The organism is Leucobacter soli, assembly GCF_042659205.1.
GTDB classification, from domain to species: Bacteria; Actinomycetota; Actinomycetes; order Actinomycetales; family Microbacteriaceae; genus Leucobacter; species Leucobacter soli.
On record NZ_JBHSRW010000001.1, the window covers coordinates 40,779 to 55,548 of the forward strand.

The 14,770-nt window shown below is 67.0% G+C and carries 19 protein-coding genes and 1 pseudogene; 10 read left to right on the forward strand and 10 right to left on the reverse strand.

All coding sequences use genetic code 11. The features are described 5' to 3' along the window. Positions 1-353: 353 nt before the first annotated feature. Both ACFPZL_RS00200 and ACFPZL_RS00205 read left to right on the forward strand, forming a co-directional pair. A complete protein-coding gene (locus tag ACFPZL_RS00200) occupies positions 354-791 on the forward strand; it encodes a helix-turn-helix domain-containing protein (protein ID WP_288451501.1) in 438 nt (145 codons plus the stop codon). Further along, a complete protein-coding gene (locus ACFPZL_RS00205) occupies positions 788-1,339 on the forward strand; it encodes an ImmA/IrrE family metallo-endopeptidase (RefSeq protein WP_081459839.1) in 552 nt (183 codons plus the stop codon). Before ACFPZL_RS00200 ends, ACFPZL_RS00205 begins: the two co-directional genes overlap by 4 nt. On the opposite strand, the gene ACFPZL_RS00210 is transcribed toward ACFPZL_RS00205, so the two are convergent. Beyond that, positions 1,297-2,328 (reverse strand): DNA-processing protein DprA, encoded by a 1,032-nt coding sequence (locus ACFPZL_RS00210; RefSeq protein ID WP_218114181.1) that lies wholly within the window; start codon positions 2,326-2,328, stop codon positions 1,297-1,299. The two genes, ACFPZL_RS00205 and ACFPZL_RS00210, sit on opposite strands and share 43 nt — an antisense overlap. 202 nt (positions 2,329-2,530) lie before the next feature. Between ACFPZL_RS00210 and ACFPZL_RS00215 the strand changes: the two genes are divergently transcribed. Continuing rightward, a complete protein-coding gene (locus ACFPZL_RS00215) occupies positions 2,531-2,902 on the forward strand; it encodes a hypothetical protein (protein WP_013601246.1) in 372 nt (123 codons plus the stop codon). Between the two features lie 2 nt (positions 2,903-2,904). Here ACFPZL_RS00215 and ACFPZL_RS00220 read toward each other — a convergent pair whose 3' ends face one another. Together ACFPZL_RS00220 and ACFPZL_RS00225 are read right to left on the reverse strand one after the other, a co-directional pair. Beyond that, positions 2,905-3,252, reverse strand: a complete 348-nt coding sequence (locus ACFPZL_RS00220; protein WP_236021813.1) for a hypothetical protein — start codon at positions 3,250-3,252, stop codon at positions 2,905-2,907. A gap of 315 nt (positions 3,253-3,567) precedes the next feature. After that, on the reverse strand, positions 3,568-4,047 hold the full coding sequence (locus tag ACFPZL_RS00225) for an MFS transporter (protein WP_236021815.1): 480 nt from the start codon (positions 4,045-4,047) through the stop codon (positions 3,568-3,570). On the opposite strand from ACFPZL_RS00225, the gene ACFPZL_RS00230 reads away from it, so the two are divergent. Then, a complete protein-coding gene (locus ACFPZL_RS00230) occupies positions 4,037-4,312 on the forward strand; it encodes a TetR/AcrR family transcriptional regulator (RefSeq protein ID WP_236021816.1) in 276 nt (91 codons plus the stop codon). The genes ACFPZL_RS00225 and ACFPZL_RS00230 overlap by 11 nt on opposite strands. A gap of 71 nt (positions 4,313-4,383) precedes the next feature. Here ACFPZL_RS00230 and ACFPZL_RS00235 read toward each other — a convergent pair whose 3' ends face one another. Beyond that, positions 4,384-5,883, reverse strand: coding sequence for an MFS transporter (locus ACFPZL_RS00235; RefSeq protein WP_236021817.1), 1,500 nt, complete (start codon positions 5,881-5,883; stop codon positions 4,384-4,386). 90 nt (positions 5,884-5,973) lie between these two features. Here ACFPZL_RS00235 and ACFPZL_RS00240 point away from each other — a divergent pair. Both ACFPZL_RS00240 and ACFPZL_RS00245 read left to right on the forward strand, forming a co-directional pair. Continuing rightward, positions 5,974-6,162, forward strand: a pseudogene (locus tag ACFPZL_RS00240) (helix-turn-helix domain-containing protein); the annotation flags it as partial. 6 nt (positions 6,163-6,168) lie between these two features. After that, the gene (locus ACFPZL_RS00245; protein WP_382334528.1) at positions 6,169-6,573 is read left to right on the forward strand and encodes a TetR-like C-terminal domain-containing protein; all 405 of its coding nucleotides are present in this window, start codon (positions 6,169-6,171) and stop codon (positions 6,571-6,573) included. 116 nt (positions 6,574-6,689) lie between these two features. On the opposite strand, the gene ACFPZL_RS00250 is transcribed toward ACFPZL_RS00245, so the two are convergent. The 4 genes from ACFPZL_RS00250 to ACFPZL_RS00265 form a co-directional block, all read right to left on the reverse strand. After that, positions 6,690-7,592: a dihydrodipicolinate synthase family protein gene (locus ACFPZL_RS00250; protein ID WP_218114185.1), complete on the reverse strand. Its 903-nt coding sequence runs from the start codon at positions 7,590-7,592 to the stop codon at positions 6,690-6,692. Further along, positions 7,589-7,738 carry a hypothetical protein gene (locus tag ACFPZL_RS00255; RefSeq protein WP_218114186.1) on the reverse strand — a complete coding sequence of 50 codons (150 nt, stop codon included), beginning with the start codon at positions 7,736-7,738 and terminating at the stop codon, positions 7,589-7,591. Before ACFPZL_RS00255 ends, ACFPZL_RS00250 begins: the two co-directional genes overlap by 4 nt. Continuing rightward, entirely contained in the window at positions 7,735-8,157 is a 423-nt protein-coding gene (locus ACFPZL_RS00260; protein WP_218114187.1) for a hypothetical protein, read from the reverse strand. The genes ACFPZL_RS00255 and ACFPZL_RS00260 overlap by 4 nt, the downstream gene beginning before the upstream one ends. Positions 8,158-8,455: 298 nt before the next feature. Beyond that, positions 8,456-9,607 carry a sensor histidine kinase gene (locus tag ACFPZL_RS00265; RefSeq protein WP_236021827.1) on the reverse strand — a complete coding sequence of 384 codons (1,152 nt, stop codon included), beginning with the start codon at positions 9,605-9,607 and terminating at the stop codon, positions 8,456-8,458. 232 nt (positions 9,608-9,839) lie between these two features. Between ACFPZL_RS00265 and ACFPZL_RS00270 the strand changes: the two genes are divergently transcribed. Together ACFPZL_RS00270 and ACFPZL_RS00275 are read left to right on the forward strand one after the other, a co-directional pair. Continuing rightward, positions 9,840-10,493, forward strand: coding sequence for a response regulator (locus ACFPZL_RS00270; RefSeq protein WP_236021830.1), 654 nt, complete (start codon positions 9,840-9,842; stop codon positions 10,491-10,493). Between the two features lie 82 nt (positions 10,494-10,575). Beyond that, the gene (locus ACFPZL_RS00275; RefSeq protein ID WP_218114188.1) at positions 10,576-11,112 is read left to right on the forward strand and encodes a GNAT family N-acetyltransferase; all 537 of its coding nucleotides are present in this window, start codon (positions 10,576-10,578) and stop codon (positions 11,110-11,112) included. Positions 11,113-11,127: 15 nt separating this feature from the next. Here the strand turns inward: ACFPZL_RS00275 and pdxY are convergent, their stop codons facing one another. After that, complete coding sequence (gene pdxY / locus ACFPZL_RS00280) at positions 11,128-11,982, reverse strand: pyridoxal kinase PdxY (protein WP_218114189.1); 855 nt, start codon at positions 11,980-11,982, stop codon at positions 11,128-11,130. 101 nt (positions 11,983-12,083) lie between these two features. On the opposite strand from pdxY, the gene ACFPZL_RS00285 reads away from it, so the two are divergent. Beyond that, a complete protein-coding gene (locus ACFPZL_RS00285; RefSeq protein WP_218114190.1) occupies positions 12,084-12,914 on the forward strand; it encodes an SDR family oxidoreductase in 831 nt (276 codons plus the stop codon). A 40-nt stretch (positions 12,915-12,954) separates the two neighbouring features. Here ACFPZL_RS00285 and ACFPZL_RS00290 read toward each other — a convergent pair whose 3' ends face one another. Further along, positions 12,955-14,355 (reverse strand): DUF2252 domain-containing protein, encoded by a 1,401-nt coding sequence (locus ACFPZL_RS00290; RefSeq protein WP_218114191.1) that lies wholly within the window; start codon positions 14,353-14,355, stop codon positions 12,955-12,957. Positions 14,356-14,545: 190 nt separating this feature from the next. Between ACFPZL_RS00290 and ACFPZL_RS00295 the strand changes: the two genes are divergently transcribed. Next, on the forward strand, positions 14,546-14,770 hold a 225-nt coding region (locus ACFPZL_RS00295), incomplete at its 3' end, for a glutamate--tRNA ligase family protein (protein ID WP_382334530.1).

Genomic DNA, 14,770 nt, shown 5'->3' on the forward strand with positions numbered 1-14,770 from the left:
TGCCGGTGCTCTCGTTAGTCGTGGTCTTCGGGTGACGCTTCACCGTGGACTGCTTCACGAACCGGCCCGTGACCGCGCTGCGTCCTCGCTTGCCTGCCATGTTCCTCACCTCCTCTGTAGTTCGCGCTCGATGGCGTGCCTCCAGGTTGGAGCACGTCACGACTGTATCAGCAAAGCGGCATCAGTCTCGTTGAGACACGCAGTGTCGTATCAGCAACGAGTCAACGACGCGCTAGGCTTGCGCTCATGGAACGGAGACGGACAGAGGCGACTAACACGGCGAGTCCAGCATGACAGGGACCTCCGACACCGCCCCGGGCATGGAGCGACTCGACCTAACACAACTAGGTGCGATGCTCCGCGAACGTCGGGGGAAGCTGTCGCTTCGTCAAGCGGCTGCCGAGGCTGGCGTCAGCTTTAGCACCTTCACTCGCATCGAGGCAGGTGCTCAGCCCGACCTGACCTCGTTCACCCTTCTGTGCGCGTGGCTCGGCTTGTCGCCCGGGCAGTTCTTCATGCCGACGGCGTTGCGCGAGGTGGCGCCAATCGATGAGGCGATCGCGCATCTTGCTTCCGATCCGCGCCTTGAACCGGATGCTGCATCCAAGATCGCAGAGATGCTGCGCAGCATGTACGACGTCCTGGCCAAGGCGCCGGCTCAGCGCCAGGTGGTTGCTTGCCACCTCCGCGCCGCTTCGATGCTCCGGCCCGGGGTGCCCGAACGGCTCAACTCGCTCTTGGGTGAGATGCACAGCAAGTTGGCCGCGCGCGTTTCGGCTGGGGAGCTGTGACGCTACGTCGCGGGTTCAAGGCAGAGGCCGAACGTGAGGCCGCGCGGGTTCGGAAGGAACTTGGACTCGCCTCGCACGATCGCCTTGATCCGCGCGATCTCGCCAAACACCTGAATGTGTCGATCGTTGATGCCGCAGACTTGGTGGACGTCCGCGAGCTCGAAGAGTTGGAACGACTGCAAGCGTTCGCCTTCTCCGCCGCGACCTTCGAGATCGAGGATCGCCGGATCGTTGTCGTTAGCCCGCTCCGGACTCCGGGTCGGCAGAACAGCGATATTGCGCACGAACTGGCGCACATCATGCTGAAACACGACCTTGCTGAGATTCGTGAACTCAACGGGATGCCCTTCCGGACCTGCAAACCAGAGGAAGAGGAGGAGGCCACGGCCTTCGGGGGCACACTTCTTCTCCCGCGCCCACTGCTTCTCAGTGCAGCGCGTCGACGAACGCCCGTTGACCAAATTGCCGGCCAGTACGACGTGACGGTCGAGATGGCGCGCTTCCGTTACAACACCACCGGTGTCGCCAAGCAGGCTGTGTCCCGATAGGCGGGTCGAGAACGGTCCGCGGTTGGTTGCCGCTGTGAATCTCGGCGACCGATCGCTTGACCTGGGTCGGGACCGTTCTTGTGCGCGACCAACGACTCGATATCGCCGGTGCCGGTGACCAGCCTCGCGAGGCCATCCTGAAGGAGGAGGTGTGGGCCTGCGCTCGTCGCGCTGGTCACTGGACCGGGAACAGCTCCGACGGTGCGGCCGAGTTCGTGCGCGCGCCGGGCGACGGTCATTGATCCAGAGCGAACGCCGGCCTCAACCACGACGGTCACTGCGGAGAATGTGGCCATCAGCCGCGCCCGCGCGAGGAAGCGGTGGCGCGTCGGCACTGCGCCCGGTGGAACCTCGCTGACCATGAGGCCGAGGTCGGCCACTCGCTCAAGCAGTTCACGGTGGCCCATCGGGTAGGGGCGATCAACGCCGTTCGCCATGACCGCGATCGTGTCGCCACCGGATGCAAGGGCTGCTCGGTGGGCCGCTCCTTCGATGCCGTACGTACCGCCGGTCACGACTATCCGTTCAGCGTTGGCGAGGTCGGAGGCCAGCTGCCCGGCCACATGCTCGCCGTAGGAGGTCGCGGCCCTCGCTCCGGTGATCGTGACGAGATCGCCGAGTGGGCGCATGAGGAAGGATGTCGTGCCACGAGTCCACAGGACGTATGGCCGTCGGTCGCCAAGATCGTCGAGTGCGGATGGCCACTCCTTGTCGTCGGGTATCAGCGTGCCGATACCAGCGCGCTCGGCTTCGACGATGTGCTGCGCAAGTGTCCGAGCATCTGAGCGCTCGAACTGGGCACGCCAGACCTGAGCGTCAACGGTGCTGAGGCCCGGCACCACGTCATCACCCTCGGCGAGTCGAAACAGCTCACGCACCCCCAAGTCGCCCAGGAGGCGGCCTGTCACGGCGTCGTCTGGTTCGACGATCATCGACAGCACCATCCGTGCTGTGCGCTCGTCCTGGACTGCCTGGCTCAGGTTCGTCATCCTCGGGTCCTCTCGCTCCTACAGGAGGTGTGCACCGCGAGCCCGAACCCGAAGGGCGAAGGGTTCCGTGAACGCCGACCCCGGCGTACAGTGGGTGGTGAGGCAGGTTCTCCTCATATTGCGGGTCCTTCGGGACGGCCCTCGGGCACTAACACACGTTCTGCCTCCTCGACGGAGTAACACGTGTGACGAGAGGCCCGTCATGTTCCGCCTTATCTGGACGCTCAGCGTTCGCACCCGCGACTATCTGCACCGCTACATGCCGAGCAACCGACTGCTCGCTGCCATCCGCACCCGACGCGGACTCAAGTGGGGGATACCCGCGATGCTGGTCGCGCTTCCGTACATCCTGATCGCCAGCATCTGCTCTGGCGCGGCAGCCGACGACGGCCCCGGCTGGCTCCACCTCATCGTCCTGTGGGCATGCTGGAACGCACTCAAGTTCATCATCATGGGACCCGTGAGCGTCGTTCTGCTCACTCGCGCACGCCTGCGCGAAGCGACGATCCGTCGTCACCAGCGCCACGAAGCGCTCGCGGAGGCGAACACTCGGGTGCCGGTCCTTCGTGCCTAGGCTCAACCGGCGGCGGACGAGGACGCGGTGATCCGCGAACGACGGCCCCCGTCAGGCCGAATCACGACACCGTGCGAAGCGAGCGCTTGCCGGACCGCCTGAGGCCCCGCCCCGACCTTCATGCCGACCTCTACCAGCGTCAACCCGCTGAGGTAGAGGTCGGCTGCTTCATGGATGCGGGAAGGATCGAACCGTCCACGGCGGATCGTCACCTCCCGACGGGCGAGGTGGGTGGCGACCGTGCGGCGGTTCACTCCGAACACGGATGCCAGCTCCACTAGCGTTGCGCCCTCGCGGTACTGCGCCACCAGATCGTCCACCTGCTCCGGTCGAAGGAGGGTTTGAGCCATCCCAAGTGATCGCACCACTCGCCCCCTGGAGTCGGAAACGGTAGGCTCGGAGGAGCGCTGGTTGTGGTTGTAGAAGCCCCGTGACCTGCGCAAGGACAGGGTTTTCAGGTGTGGGCAGGGGTTCTCAAACTCTCTACGGAGGTCCACCATTTGTTCGAAGTTCCAGCCCTGGCCGGCGATTGACGGTCAAGGCCTTTTCATTCTGCTCCGCTTGATCCCGATTGCCCGGTTGCCTCCTCCTGCGGGGAGGGCACGGGCCTCGGGGGCGGAGAGCGGGCGGTGACTGGGCCCGGCCGGCCCCTCGACCACCTGCGTTCAGGCGTTCTGGGCTTCGCGCACGGTCTCCGGTGCGCTGGCGGGTGCGGGGCGCAGCCGGAAGAACATGACGAGCGCTGCGGTAGCGAGCACGATGCCGATCAGGTACGGGGAGGCGTGGCCGAGCGCAGCGTACAGCACACCGGCGAGGAGCGGCGCGAGCATCTGGACACCGGAGTTCACGGCCTGGAGCGCTCCGGCGACCTTCCCCTGCTCGTCGTCTCCTGCCGAGGTCGACAGGAGTCCGTCGAGCGGCGCCTGGGTCAGCCCTTGGAAGCCCCCCATCATGAGCACGCCGGCCATGAGCAACCAGGGCTGGGCGAGGAACAGGGCGAGCACCGCCAGGGAGACCATTCCCAGCACCTGTCTGGCGATCACCACCAGCCGCAGGGAGCGCAAGAAGGCCGCGACGCGCCAGGCGATCGCCGATGCGGCGCGGGAGATGTTCTCTGCGCACGGCTTCGAAGCGGTGACGATCAAGCAGATCGCCGACCGCGCTGATGTATCGCTCGCTACCGTGTACGCGCACTTCCCTCAGAAGGAGGCTCTCGTCTTCGATGTCGACGATGCGGTTCGCGAGGGGATGGTCGCGGCCGTCCGCGATCGGGCATCGGGTGTTACGATCTTCCAGGCGCTCCAGGCGCTCCAGGCGCTCCAGGTGATTCGCGCGTGCGCCTGTTCGCGCACTTCCTCCTGGACTCTTGGACAATGGTCGACGCCGGCGAAGACCCCATGTCGGTGCTGAACGCCGCAACCGCCCTCCTCGAGCCCGGCTGGTCGGAGATCGAGAACGCACGATTGGGGTTGCCGCAACGCTCACGCTCGTCCGCTCGCAACGAGACCGTGCTCAGCCGCATATCGGGAGTCCTTGTTGTGAGGGTGGAAGACGACGGCCGTGGTGACGGCAACCGTGAGGAAGATGGCCGCCGACCACCAGAAGGCGGTCGTATAGCTCGACATCTGAGCCTCCAGGAGCGTTTGATGCGCAGGCGGGTTCGACGCAGCGTGATCGCGTACGTAGTGCGCCGCCGCCGATGCCGCGAGCGTATTGAGGGCCGCGATACCCACAGCCGAACCGATCTGCTGAGCGGGCGAGACGATGGCCGAAGCGACTCCCGCATGGTCGGCTTCTACGCCGAGCGTCGCCGTCTGGATGGAACCGGGCATCGCCATCCCCATACCCAGACCCAGTACGAGCAATCCGGGAAGCCCTCCCGCGACGTAGGTGCTGTCGACGTCGAGTTGTGCGAGCAAGACCATTCCGATGCCTGCGATGAGGAGTCCCGATGCAACGATGATCTTCGGCCCGAAGCGCGGAAGCAGGAAGTTGGTGGACACCTGGGCGGCGACGGCCAGCACTACGATCTGCGGCAAGAAGGCTAGCCCGGTCTGCAGCGGCGTATACGCCAGCATCGACTGCAAATAGTACGTGCCGAACAGGAACGCGCCGAACATCCCTGCACCGTTCGCGAGGATGGCGATGAAAGATGCACCGCGGTTGCGATCTGCGATGACGGACAACGGCAGGAGTGCGCGAGCCGCAGCTAGTCGCTGGCGAAGCACGAACGCGGTCAGCAAGATCGCAGACCCGACCAGCGGAAGCCAAGTTCGAGGCGAACCCCATCCCTCGGGCTCTGCGCGGCTGAACCCGAATACCAGCAAGAACAGGCCGACGCCGCCGAGGCCAGTGCTCAGGAGATCGAGCGATGGTCGTTTCTCTGCCCGCCCGCCGTGGAGCAGCATGAGTCCGCCGATAGCGGCGACAATCGCGAAGAACACGTTGATGAACAGCGTCCACCGCCAGTTCAGGCTTTCGGTGAGGAAACCTCCGAGCAGCAGACCGATTGCACCACCGGCTCCGGTCAGCGCTCCGTACACGCCAAATGCACGCGACCGCTCGCGGGGAATGGTGAAGGTCATGGTCAGCACTGAGAGCGCTGCAGGTGCGAGCATGGCTGCGAAGGCCCCTTGGAGGGCTCGCGCTCCGATGAGGAAGCCGAGCGTCTGCGCCGCGCCTCCCAATGCCGACGCTGCTGCGAAGCCGAAGAGGCCGACCAGGAACATCGCGCGACGGCCGACGACATCGGCCAGGCGGCCGCCGAGCAGCAGCAAGCCGCCGAAGGCGAGAGCGTATGCCGTGATGACCCACTGGCGGTCGTTGTCGGAGAAGCCGAGGTCGCTCTGAGCCGAGGGGAGTGCGATGTTCACCACGGTTGCATCGAGTACGACCATCAGCTGGGCGATCGCGACAGTGACGAGAATCCACCAGCGGCGCGGGTGAGGGGATGTTGCATCGATGGGGAGAGACGAGGTCATGCAGGTAATCATAACGGAACCATTGGTTCCGAAACCAAAAGTTCCGTAAATTTGGATCGAAAGCATGGGCCCGAGTAGCCTGGAGGCACGATGACGAAGCAGACCTCCCGACCTCGCGGCCCAGGGCGGCCGCGTGATGAGTCGCGTGATCCGGAGATATTGCAGGCGGCTCGCGACGAACTCTCCGCACGAGGCTACGAGCGCATGACGATGAGCGCCGTTGCCGCCCGCGCGGGTGCCGGGAAGGCGACGGTCTACCGGCGCTGGGATTCGAAGGCGGAGCTGGTGATCGATGCCGTCGCCGTCGCGGTTGACGCCGAGGAGATCCTGCGAAACCTCCCCGACGGAGGGTCGCTGGTAGACGATCTGCACGCTTTACGAAAGCTCGGACTGAACGACCAACGGATGTGGCAGGCTCTCGTGGGTCTCAGCGCCGAATTGCAGAAGAACCCTGAACTCGGCGCGGCGATTCACGAACGATTGGTCGACCCTCGAGTCCGAGTGATCCACGGGCTCCTCGAACGCGCAAGGATCCGAGGCGAGCTCCGGCGCAATGACATGGACATCGAGCTGTTGGCGCAGATTCCCGCTGCGATGGTGGCATACCGGATCCTGGTGCTCGGCAAGCCAATCGATACCGACTTTCTCGTGAGCACGTGCGAAGAGGTCCTCCTGCCGCTGGTGACATGACGCCCGGCAGAGCGAATCCTTCCCGCCGGGCTCCGTTCCGGTAGGCGATCGGTCGCGCCCGGCATCTTTCCGCAGCAGAGCAGCGGTCAGCGCTCCAGATCGTCGCGCCAGGCGGTTCAGCCGAGGTCGAGGTCGCGCACCGCCGCGGCGACTCGGGCGCGCTGCGCCTCGGTGAGGCCCTGGATCGGCAAGGGCAAGCACTGCGCCGGCGCGAGGCCGAGGTGCTCTGCGATCGCCGCGGTCACCCGCAGGCTGCCGCCGAACTCGGCGAAGAGATCCCAGAGGGGTGCAAGGCGTTCCGATTCCGCGACGGCCTCCGCCGTCCGGCCCCGTTGCGCGGCGCGGGTGATCGTCAGCGCAGGTTCCGGAAGGGTGCCTCCGATGACGGAGTACCAGGCGTCGCAGCCGGCGTTCAGGCCGGTGGCGGCGGAAGCATCGCCGGAGACCCCGATCGTGACGTGCTCGGGTACGACCGCGCGGATGCCGGCCACCCGGGCCCGGGCTCGTACGCTATCGTTCGGCACGCCGGGGATCTTGATCGACGCGATGCGGGGCAGCTCGGCGATGCGGGCGTAGAGGCCGGTGGTGAAGGCGAAATGCGTCGTACCCGGGTTGTCGTAGACGATCACCGGGAGATCCGTGTGCTCGGTGACGGTGCGGAAGAGTTCGAACACGTCGTCGGCCGTGAGCGGCTGATAGGTCATCGGGGTCAGGAGGATCCCGGCAGCCCCTGCCGCTTCGGCGCTGCGGACATGGGCGAGGACCTGCGAGGTGCGCAGATCCGCGACGCAGACGAAGACGGGGGTCCCTCCCGCGTGCTTCACGGCGAGACGGGCGACGCGGGCGCGCTCATCCGGAGAGAGATAGGCATAGGATCCGGTCGATCCGAGGGCGGTGATGGAATCCACCTCGGCCGCACCCAGGCGCTCGACCAGTCCCGCGAATGCGCGCTCGTCGACCTCGTCGTCCTGCAGCGGAGTGAGCGGGAACGCGGAGAGGCCGCTGAACCTGCTGATCATGAGTGCTCCGGCTCGGGTCGATGCTCGAGGCCGAGGACGGGGTTGCCGTATACGGACTGCACCTCGGAGATGTGGAACTCGTCCGTGAGGTTCGTCGTCTCGAGGATGAACGTCGAGCTGTACATCGGTGCGGTCTGCATCATCACCTCGCCACGGTCGCGATGATGCAGATCGCGAGCATGCCGAACCAGCCGACCGCGCCGACGAGCGCATGGAACGCGGGGAGGGGGCGCCGGAAGCTCAGCACCTCTCCGCCGATGCCGAGGTAGCTGGAATGGGCGCCGGGATGGCGTGCGCGATGCGAGGCGAACATCAGCAGGTCGCCGAAGACCTGCCCGACCGTGATGACGACGAACGCCGCCCATGCGACCGCTGCTCGGCCGGTGATGACGAAGGCCATCCAGATCCCGATGCTCATCAGCTGCAGCGCGACGTGCGCGACGATCTTCTTCACGGGGAAGGCATCGGTGCGGTGCCGGGCCCAGGCGAGCAGGGAGGCGGCTCCGAACGCGGCAGCGGCGATCAGGACCACCAGGTCGACGATCGCGAGAAGCGTGACGTCCATACCTGGAACGTACCCCCGACGATGCGCGGTGACAAGCGTAGGAACAGCCGCAGAGGTGGCAAGGCGCTTGAATGATGAGTACCTGGGGCGGATGCTGTGCCGCATCCGCCCCAGGCATCAATCCCATTACGGGTTTCGGCCGGTATCGGAGAACTTTAGGGAAATCAGTAGACGACCGGCCGGTGGGCCGCGGGGGGAGGGCCCGACAACAAAACTAGCCTGAGCGGTGCGCCGGGAGGAGTGTCGAAAGTCTAGATTCTGCGCGACTTTCGACCAGAGCGCTCGAGCGGGACACCGCTCAGCTGACGGGAAGCCGAGTCGAGACGAGCCAGCAGTCCTCGGCGGGACCGGCGCTGAATTCGCCGCTCACTCCGAGGACCCGCTCGGCCATGCGGTTCAGGCCCGTACCGGTCGAGGGCATATCCCTGCGAGGAACGGTGGGGAGCGGGCTGCGGATCTCGAGGCCGATCGAGTCCGCGCCGACCTCGAGGGTGAAGCGCACCTCGCCCGGGCCGGCGTACTTGAGAATGTTCGTCGCGGATTCCCGGACGATCCGGGCCAGGATGATCTCCACGCCGCGCGGGATGCTCTCGTCGGTGGGGTCGCCGATGCAGGCGACGGTGTGGCCCGCGGCCGCGAACTCGTCTCGCGCCTCGTCGATGGCCGCGCTGAGGTCGCCCGAGGGCACGCCGGTGCCGCGCGGGGCATCCTCGGCCAGCTGGATGACGAAGCGGAGATCGCTGAGCGCCTTGCGCGCCGCGATGCGGATCGCGTCCTGGGAGCCGGGCCGAGCGGTATCGTCGTCGAGAAGTTGCACGTGGAGCGCGACGATCGTGAGGTGGTGGGCGATGCTGTCGTGGAGCTCACCGGCGATCCACCGTCGTTCGGCGAGGATCGCCTCCCGCTCGTGCTTCGCGCGCTCGGCGAGTTCATGCTCGAGTCGATGCCCCCGTGCGTAGGACATCCGGAGCGCGAGTCCGACGCCGCCGGCCACTGTCGCGATGATGAGGTAGAGCGCGACGTTCGTGGAGGTGAGTCCGCCGGTGCCGTACCCGTAGGCGAGGAGCGCACTCGAGACGAGCAGGCCACCGGTGTAGCCGATGAGGAGCGGGGTGGTCCCCAGCCGCAGCACCGGCCCGGCTGCGATGGACCCTGCGAGCAGCGCGCCGGTGGCATCGCCCGCGAGGAACGAGAGCCCGACCGCGACGCCCAGAGCCGCGGTGGCGATCAGGGGCGACCAGATGTACAGGGCGAAAGTGAGCGTGGTGACGATGCTGAGCACCGGCTGCACGAGGCTTCCGCCGGGTGCGGAGAAGACTCCGACGAGATCCAGGACGACGCTGCCCGCGATGAGAGCCAGTAGGACGCCGCGTTCCGGGCGATTCAACGCCTCGGTGCGACTCAACTGGAAACGGAGGAGACGATCCGCTCTCTCCGCGTGCGTCGACATGTTCTTCAGTATCTCCTATTTGCCGAGTAGGCTAGCGGGTGATGCCGAGGAGTTTAGCCAGCTGCTGCCAGAAAGTCATTATAAGCACCTCCTTCGATTGGTCTTTTGTGCGTTGAGTTCTATCCTTCCGGCGAGGATGGAATTGCACATTTGACGAAACGGCAGAAAATACTTGGACAAAGGTCTATATCTGCCGCGGTTCGTCCGGTACGGCGGAGGTTAGGCTTTTCACATGGCTGAGATCCGTGTGCTGCTGACCGATGACGACCCTCTGGTGAGGATCGCGCTCAAGCACTTCCTCAGCCGGGATCCCGGTATCGAGGTGATCGCTGAGGCCGAGAGCGGCTTCGAGGCGATCGAGACCGTGGAGCGCTTGCAACCCGACGTCGTCCTGATGGACGTTCAGATGCCGGGCATGAACGGGATCGAAGCCACGACCGAGATATCCGCCCGCTGGCCCGAGGTGCGGGTGCTTGCGGTGACCACGCTCGACTCGAGCGACACGGTGCTCCCGATGCTCAGCGCCGGGGCCGCCGGATACATGCTCAAGGATTCCAGTGCCGAGGAGATCGTCTCGGCGCTGCATCAGGCGTACCAAGGATCGAGCTCCCTCTCGCCCAGGATCGCTTCCATGCTCGTGAAGCACGTGCGCGATACCAAGCCCGCCGAGCTGGGATCCGAGCTGGAGGCGCTGACGGAGCGGGAGTCCGAGGTTCTGCAGAGCCTGTCGCAGGGGATGTCGAACGCGGAGATGGCGCAGGCGCTGCATGTGTCGGAGGGTACGGTGAAGGCTCACCTGGGGCGGATCATGTCGAAGTGGCAGGTGCGCGACCGGGTGCAGATCCTCGTCACTGCCGCGCGTGCCGGACTGGTCGACTTCACCTGAGCGGGAGAGGGCGCGTGGCCGGCGGGACACCGTCGGTCGAAGCGGAGCAGCGATATAGGCTCGATGCTAGGAGGTACCCGAGATGACCGTTCGACAGCCCCTGCTGCAGGGCCCGCTCGTCACGCTGCGCGATCCGGAGGAGGACGATCTCCCGTCGATCCTCGCCGTGCTCGAGGAGCCGGAGGTCTCGTTCTGGTGGGTCGGCTTCGATGCCGATCGGGTGCGCCGCGAGTTCATCGACCACCCGGAGACGACCCGGCTCATCGAGGTGGAGGGGCAGGCCGTTGGCGTGCTGATCGTGCTCCGCGGCGAGGATCCCGAGTATCCGACCACGGTGATGCACATCTTCCTCTCGACGGCGTTCCGCGGTCGACGCATCGGCGAAGAGGCGATGGCGCTCGCGATCCGGCATGAGTTCTCAGCAGGTGTGACCCGCATCACCCTCGACCCGAACGTGAAGAATCACGGGGCCATCCGCAGCTACGAGCGGCTGGGCTTCAAACCCATCGGGATCCTGCGCGACTACCAGGTGCGGCCCGGCGGAGCGCTCGAGGATGCGCTCTTCCTGGACCTCACCCGCGGCGACTACCCGGAGGGGCCGCAGCTGCCGCCTCGCTGAGACGAGCGAACCGTCTCAGCGCACCCGTTCGACGTCGAAGACGTGCGTCGGCGAGGCATAGGCCTCCTGGGACTCGATCAGCTGCAGCTCCCGCTGACCGGAGGCGAGCGTGCCTACGAGGAGCTCGAAGACGCTCGCTGCGGTCCGTCCGAGCGCGTAGGCGGGATCGCCCGACTCGACCAGGTGCGCGGAGAAGAGCGCCGACGTCACGTCGCCCGAGCCGTTCGCCTTGAAAGGCAGCCGCGGGGTCTGCACGATCCACGCGCCTGCGGGGGTGATCGCGAGCATCTCGATCGTGTCGGCGGGGCGATCCGGGCGCAGCACGCTCGTGACGAGCACCTGCGATGGGCCGCCCGCATCCCGTAGCTGATCGGCCGAGGCCAGCGTCTCCTCGAGCGTCTGCGGTGCGGTGCCCGTCAGGAATCCGAGCTCGAACTGGTTCGGCGAGATCAGGTCGGCCTGCGGCACGACGCGATCGCGGATCAGCGTCTGCACCTCCGGCGCCACGAAGCAGCCGTTGTCGGCGCTGCCGAGGACCGGGTCGCAGGCGTAGACGGCGCGCGGATTGCGCTGCTTGACGAGGGCGACGGCGTCGAGGATCGCGTCGCCGATGTCATCGCCGCCCTGATACCCGGAGAGGACGAGTTCCACATCGTCGAGGCCGCCGCGCTCATCGATCCCTCGGACGAGATCCCGCACGTCCTCGCCGCGGAGCATCGGACCCGTCCAGGAGCCGTAGCCGGTGTGGTTCGAGAAGATCACGGTGTAGACCGGCATGACCTCGTGGCCGAGACGCTGCAGCGGGAACACCGCTGCGGAATTGCCGACGTGGCCGTAGGAGACCGAGGACTGGATCGAGAGGATGCGCATCCCTCGATCATGCCACCCGACTGTAGGGATGGACCAAACCCGACGGGCGGTATGCCGGCTTCGGTCTAGGCTGATGCCGTTCGAAGACGAGAGGGGCGCGCATGAGCCTGGCGGGAAAGACACTGCTGATGTCGGGCGGGAGCCGAGGGATCGGTCTCGCGATCGCGCTGCGGGCCGCCGCTGACGGCGCGAACGTGACGCTGCTCGCCAAGACCGATACGCCGGATCCGCGGCTCGAGGGCACGATCCACACCGCGGCCGAGGCGATCCGAGAAGCCGGCGGGCGCGCACTTGCCGTGGTCGGAGACGTCCGGGACGACGGGGACATCGCCCGCGCGATCGACGCGACGGTCGCCGAGTTCGGCGGCATCGACGCCGTCGTGAACAACGCGAGCGTCATCGACCTCTCTCGCACTCTCGACCTGGCGCCGAAGCGGTACGACCTCATGCAGGACGTCAACGTGCGCGGCACGTTCATGCTCTCCCGCGCCGCGATCCCGGCGCTGCGCGAGGCGGCGAATCCGCACATCCTCTCGCTTTCGCCCCCGCTCAATCTCAGCCCGAGGTGGCTCGGCGCCCACACCGGCTACACGCTCGCGAAGTACGGCATGACGATGGTGACGCTCGGCCTCGCCTCGGAGTTCGAAGCCGAGGGGATCGCGGCCAATGCGCTCTGGCCGCGGACGACGGTCGCCACCGCCGCCGTGCAGAATCTGCTCGGCGGGGATCGTGTCATGGCCGCCTCCCGCACGCCCGAGATCTACGCCGATGCGGCGTACGCGGTGCTGACGGCCCCCGCCCGTGCCCGCACCGGGCGGACGCTCATCGTCGAAGACGTGCTGGCCGAGCAGGGTGTCACCGACCTGTCGAGGTACGCGGCCGTCCCCGGGACGCCCGACGCAGAGCTGTTCCCCGACATCTTCCTGCACTGAGTGCGCGCAGAGCGCGCCGCGTCCGGCCGCTGCACGGCCTTCAGCGGGTCTGTGCGGTGACGAAGGCGTCGTAGTCGGCGCGACTGCGCGCGGCGTAGGCGTACGCCCACTCGAGCAGCACCTCGCCGAGTCGACGCCCGCGACCGACGTAGCCGCTGATCATCGAGGAGAGCGGCGATTGCCCGTGCGCACGGGCGAGCGTGACCGCGCAGGCCCGCGAGTAGGTCTCGAAGGGCTCGTCCTCGAGTTCATCCGCGTCGATCCCGCCCTTCATGTCGTGGAACTGGCGCACGTAGAGATCGACCTCGTCGAATCGCAGGTATCCGAGGAACGGATCGGAGACCGCCTGCAGGACCCGCTGCAATGCCACGACCCGTGCGCCCTCGCCGCGAGCGGCGACGACCTCGTTGACGGCCCGGGGCTGGGGGATGCCGCCGTACTGCTCGAGCACGCTGCGACCGGCCTCCTTCGACTGCAGGATCATCGCATTGCCATCGCCGTCCTGGAACAGCGAGAGCGCGCAGCGCGTGCCGACGCTCCCGACGCCGACCACGCGCCTTATCGCATCGCTCACGACGTAGTGCCGGAGCAGCAGACGGATGTCCGCGTTCGCGGTATCGAGGTAGCGTCGCACGAGATGCACCTGTCGGTCGCGCAGCTCCGGATCGATGCGGACCATAGTCGGCGGCTGCTCGATGAAGCGCAGTCTTCCGTCCGGATCCGGCGCTGTGAGCCGGCGCGCCGCGCGCTCGCCCGTGTGCTTCTTCGCCTGCTTCACCGCTCGACGCAAGACCTTCTGCGATTGGGGGTGCAGGCCGCTGGATCCGCCGTCCGCGTCGAGGTGCGTGTAGAAGCGATCTCTCGGGCTCATGCCGACCGCCTTCCGCAGCGCGAAGGCGTAGGAGCGCACCGCCCCGAGCACGGTCGAACGGATGGCGGCCTCATCGCGAGAGCCCGCCTGCCCGGCGATGACGGCGCTCGCTACCAGCCGTTTCAGATCCCACTCCCACGGTGCCCAGGCGGCCTCGTCGAAGTCGTTCAGATCGAAGACGAGTGTGCGCTGGGGCGACGCGTAGAAGCCGAAGTTCGAGAGATGCGCGTCCCCGCAGGCCGGAACGAGCAGTTCGCTGCGCTCCTCGGCGGAGAAATCCGCCGCCATGATCGCCGCGGTGCCGCGGTAGAAGGCGAACGGGCTCTGCGACATGCGAGAGGTGCGCAGCGGGACGAGATCCTGGCGGCGCCCCGCGTTCTGCTGCTCGATGATCCCGAGCGGATCGCGCGGCCCGTTCGAGAGCTCGCCCAGGAGCCGCCTGGGCAGTCGGCGACGCAGGCGACGCCCGGCGTCGAGCCGCTCGGAGAGCGGGGCGGGCAGGGACCAGGACTCGGCCGTGCCTTCGGCGCGGGGGAGTCCGGCGGAAGCGAGTCCTGCATCGTTGCTCATCCTCATATTCTGCACCCTCGGCCGGCGCGACTCGCCGTTCGGGGAGCAGGCCGCCTGCTGCGCGCCGCGATGCGAGAATGTGCGAGTGAGCATTCCCCGCGACCTCGTTGTCGATGCCGATGCCGGTGCCGGTGCCGGGCGCGGTTCCGGGAGCGGCGCCGGTCGCTACGCGCCGAGCCCGTCGGGCGATCTGCACCTCGGGAACCTGCGCACGGCGATGCTCGCCTGGCTCTTCGCGCGGAGTTCGGAGCGCCGGTTCCTGATGCGCATCGAGGACCTGGACCGGGATCGGAATGCCGGGGCGGCGGCGGGACAACTGGCGGACCTCGTCGCGCTCGGCGTCGAGTGGGACGGCGAACCGGTGCTGCAGAGCGGTCGCAGGGCCGCGCACGAGGCGGCGATCGCGCGGCTGGCC

What these genes read in the sequence shown, in the direction of transcription:
- ACFPZL_RS00220 (WP_236021813.1), bottom strand. Translation starts at nt 3,252, where the DNA reads ATGGCTCAAACCCTCCTTCGACCGGAGCAGGTGGACGATCTGGTGGCG.
- ACFPZL_RS00260 (WP_218114187.1), bottom strand. Translation starts at nt 8,157, where the DNA reads ATGGACGTCACGCTTCTCGCGATCGTCGACCTGGTGGTCCTGATCGCC.
- ACFPZL_RS00200 (WP_288451501.1), top strand. Translation starts at nt 354, where the DNA reads ATGCTCCGCGAACGTCGGGGGAAGCTGTCGCTTCGTCAAGCGGCTGCC.
- ACFPZL_RS00275 (WP_218114188.1), top strand. Translation starts at nt 10,576, where the DNA reads ATGACCGTTCGACAGCCCCTGCTGCAGGGCCCGCTCGTCACGCTGCGC.
- ACFPZL_RS00290 (WP_218114191.1), bottom strand. Translation starts at nt 14,355, where the DNA reads ATGAGCAACGATGCAGGACTCGCTTCCGCCGGACTCCCCCGCGCCGAA.
- ACFPZL_RS00270 (WP_236021830.1), top strand. Translation starts at nt 9,840, where the DNA reads ATGGCTGAGATCCGTGTGCTGCTGACCGATGACGACCCTCTGGTGAGG.
- ACFPZL_RS00250 (WP_218114185.1), bottom strand. Translation starts at nt 7,592, where the DNA reads ATGATCAGCAGGTTCAGCGGCCTCTCCGCGTTCCCGCTCACTCCGCTG.
- ACFPZL_RS00265 (WP_236021827.1), bottom strand. Translation starts at nt 9,607, where the DNA reads ATGTCGACGCACGCGGAGAGAGCGGATCGTCTCCTCCGTTTCCAGTTG.
- ACFPZL_RS00215 (WP_013601246.1), top strand. Translation starts at nt 2,531, where the DNA reads ATGTTCCGCCTTATCTGGACGCTCAGCGTTCGCACCCGCGACTATCTG.
- ACFPZL_RS00285 (WP_218114190.1), top strand. Translation starts at nt 12,084, where the DNA reads ATGAGCCTGGCGGGAAAGACACTGCTGATGTCGGGCGGGAGCCGAGGG.
- pdxY (WP_218114189.1), bottom strand. Translation starts at nt 11,982, where the DNA reads ATGCGCATCCTCTCGATCCAGTCCTCGGTCTCCTACGGCCACGTCGGC.
- ACFPZL_RS00210 (WP_218114181.1), bottom strand. Translation starts at nt 2,328, where the DNA reads ATGACGAACCTGAGCCAGGCAGTCCAGGACGAGCGCACAGCACGGATG.
- ACFPZL_RS00235 (WP_236021817.1), bottom strand. Translation starts at nt 5,883, where the DNA reads ATGACCTCGTCTCTCCCCATCGATGCAACATCCCCTCACCCGCGCCGC.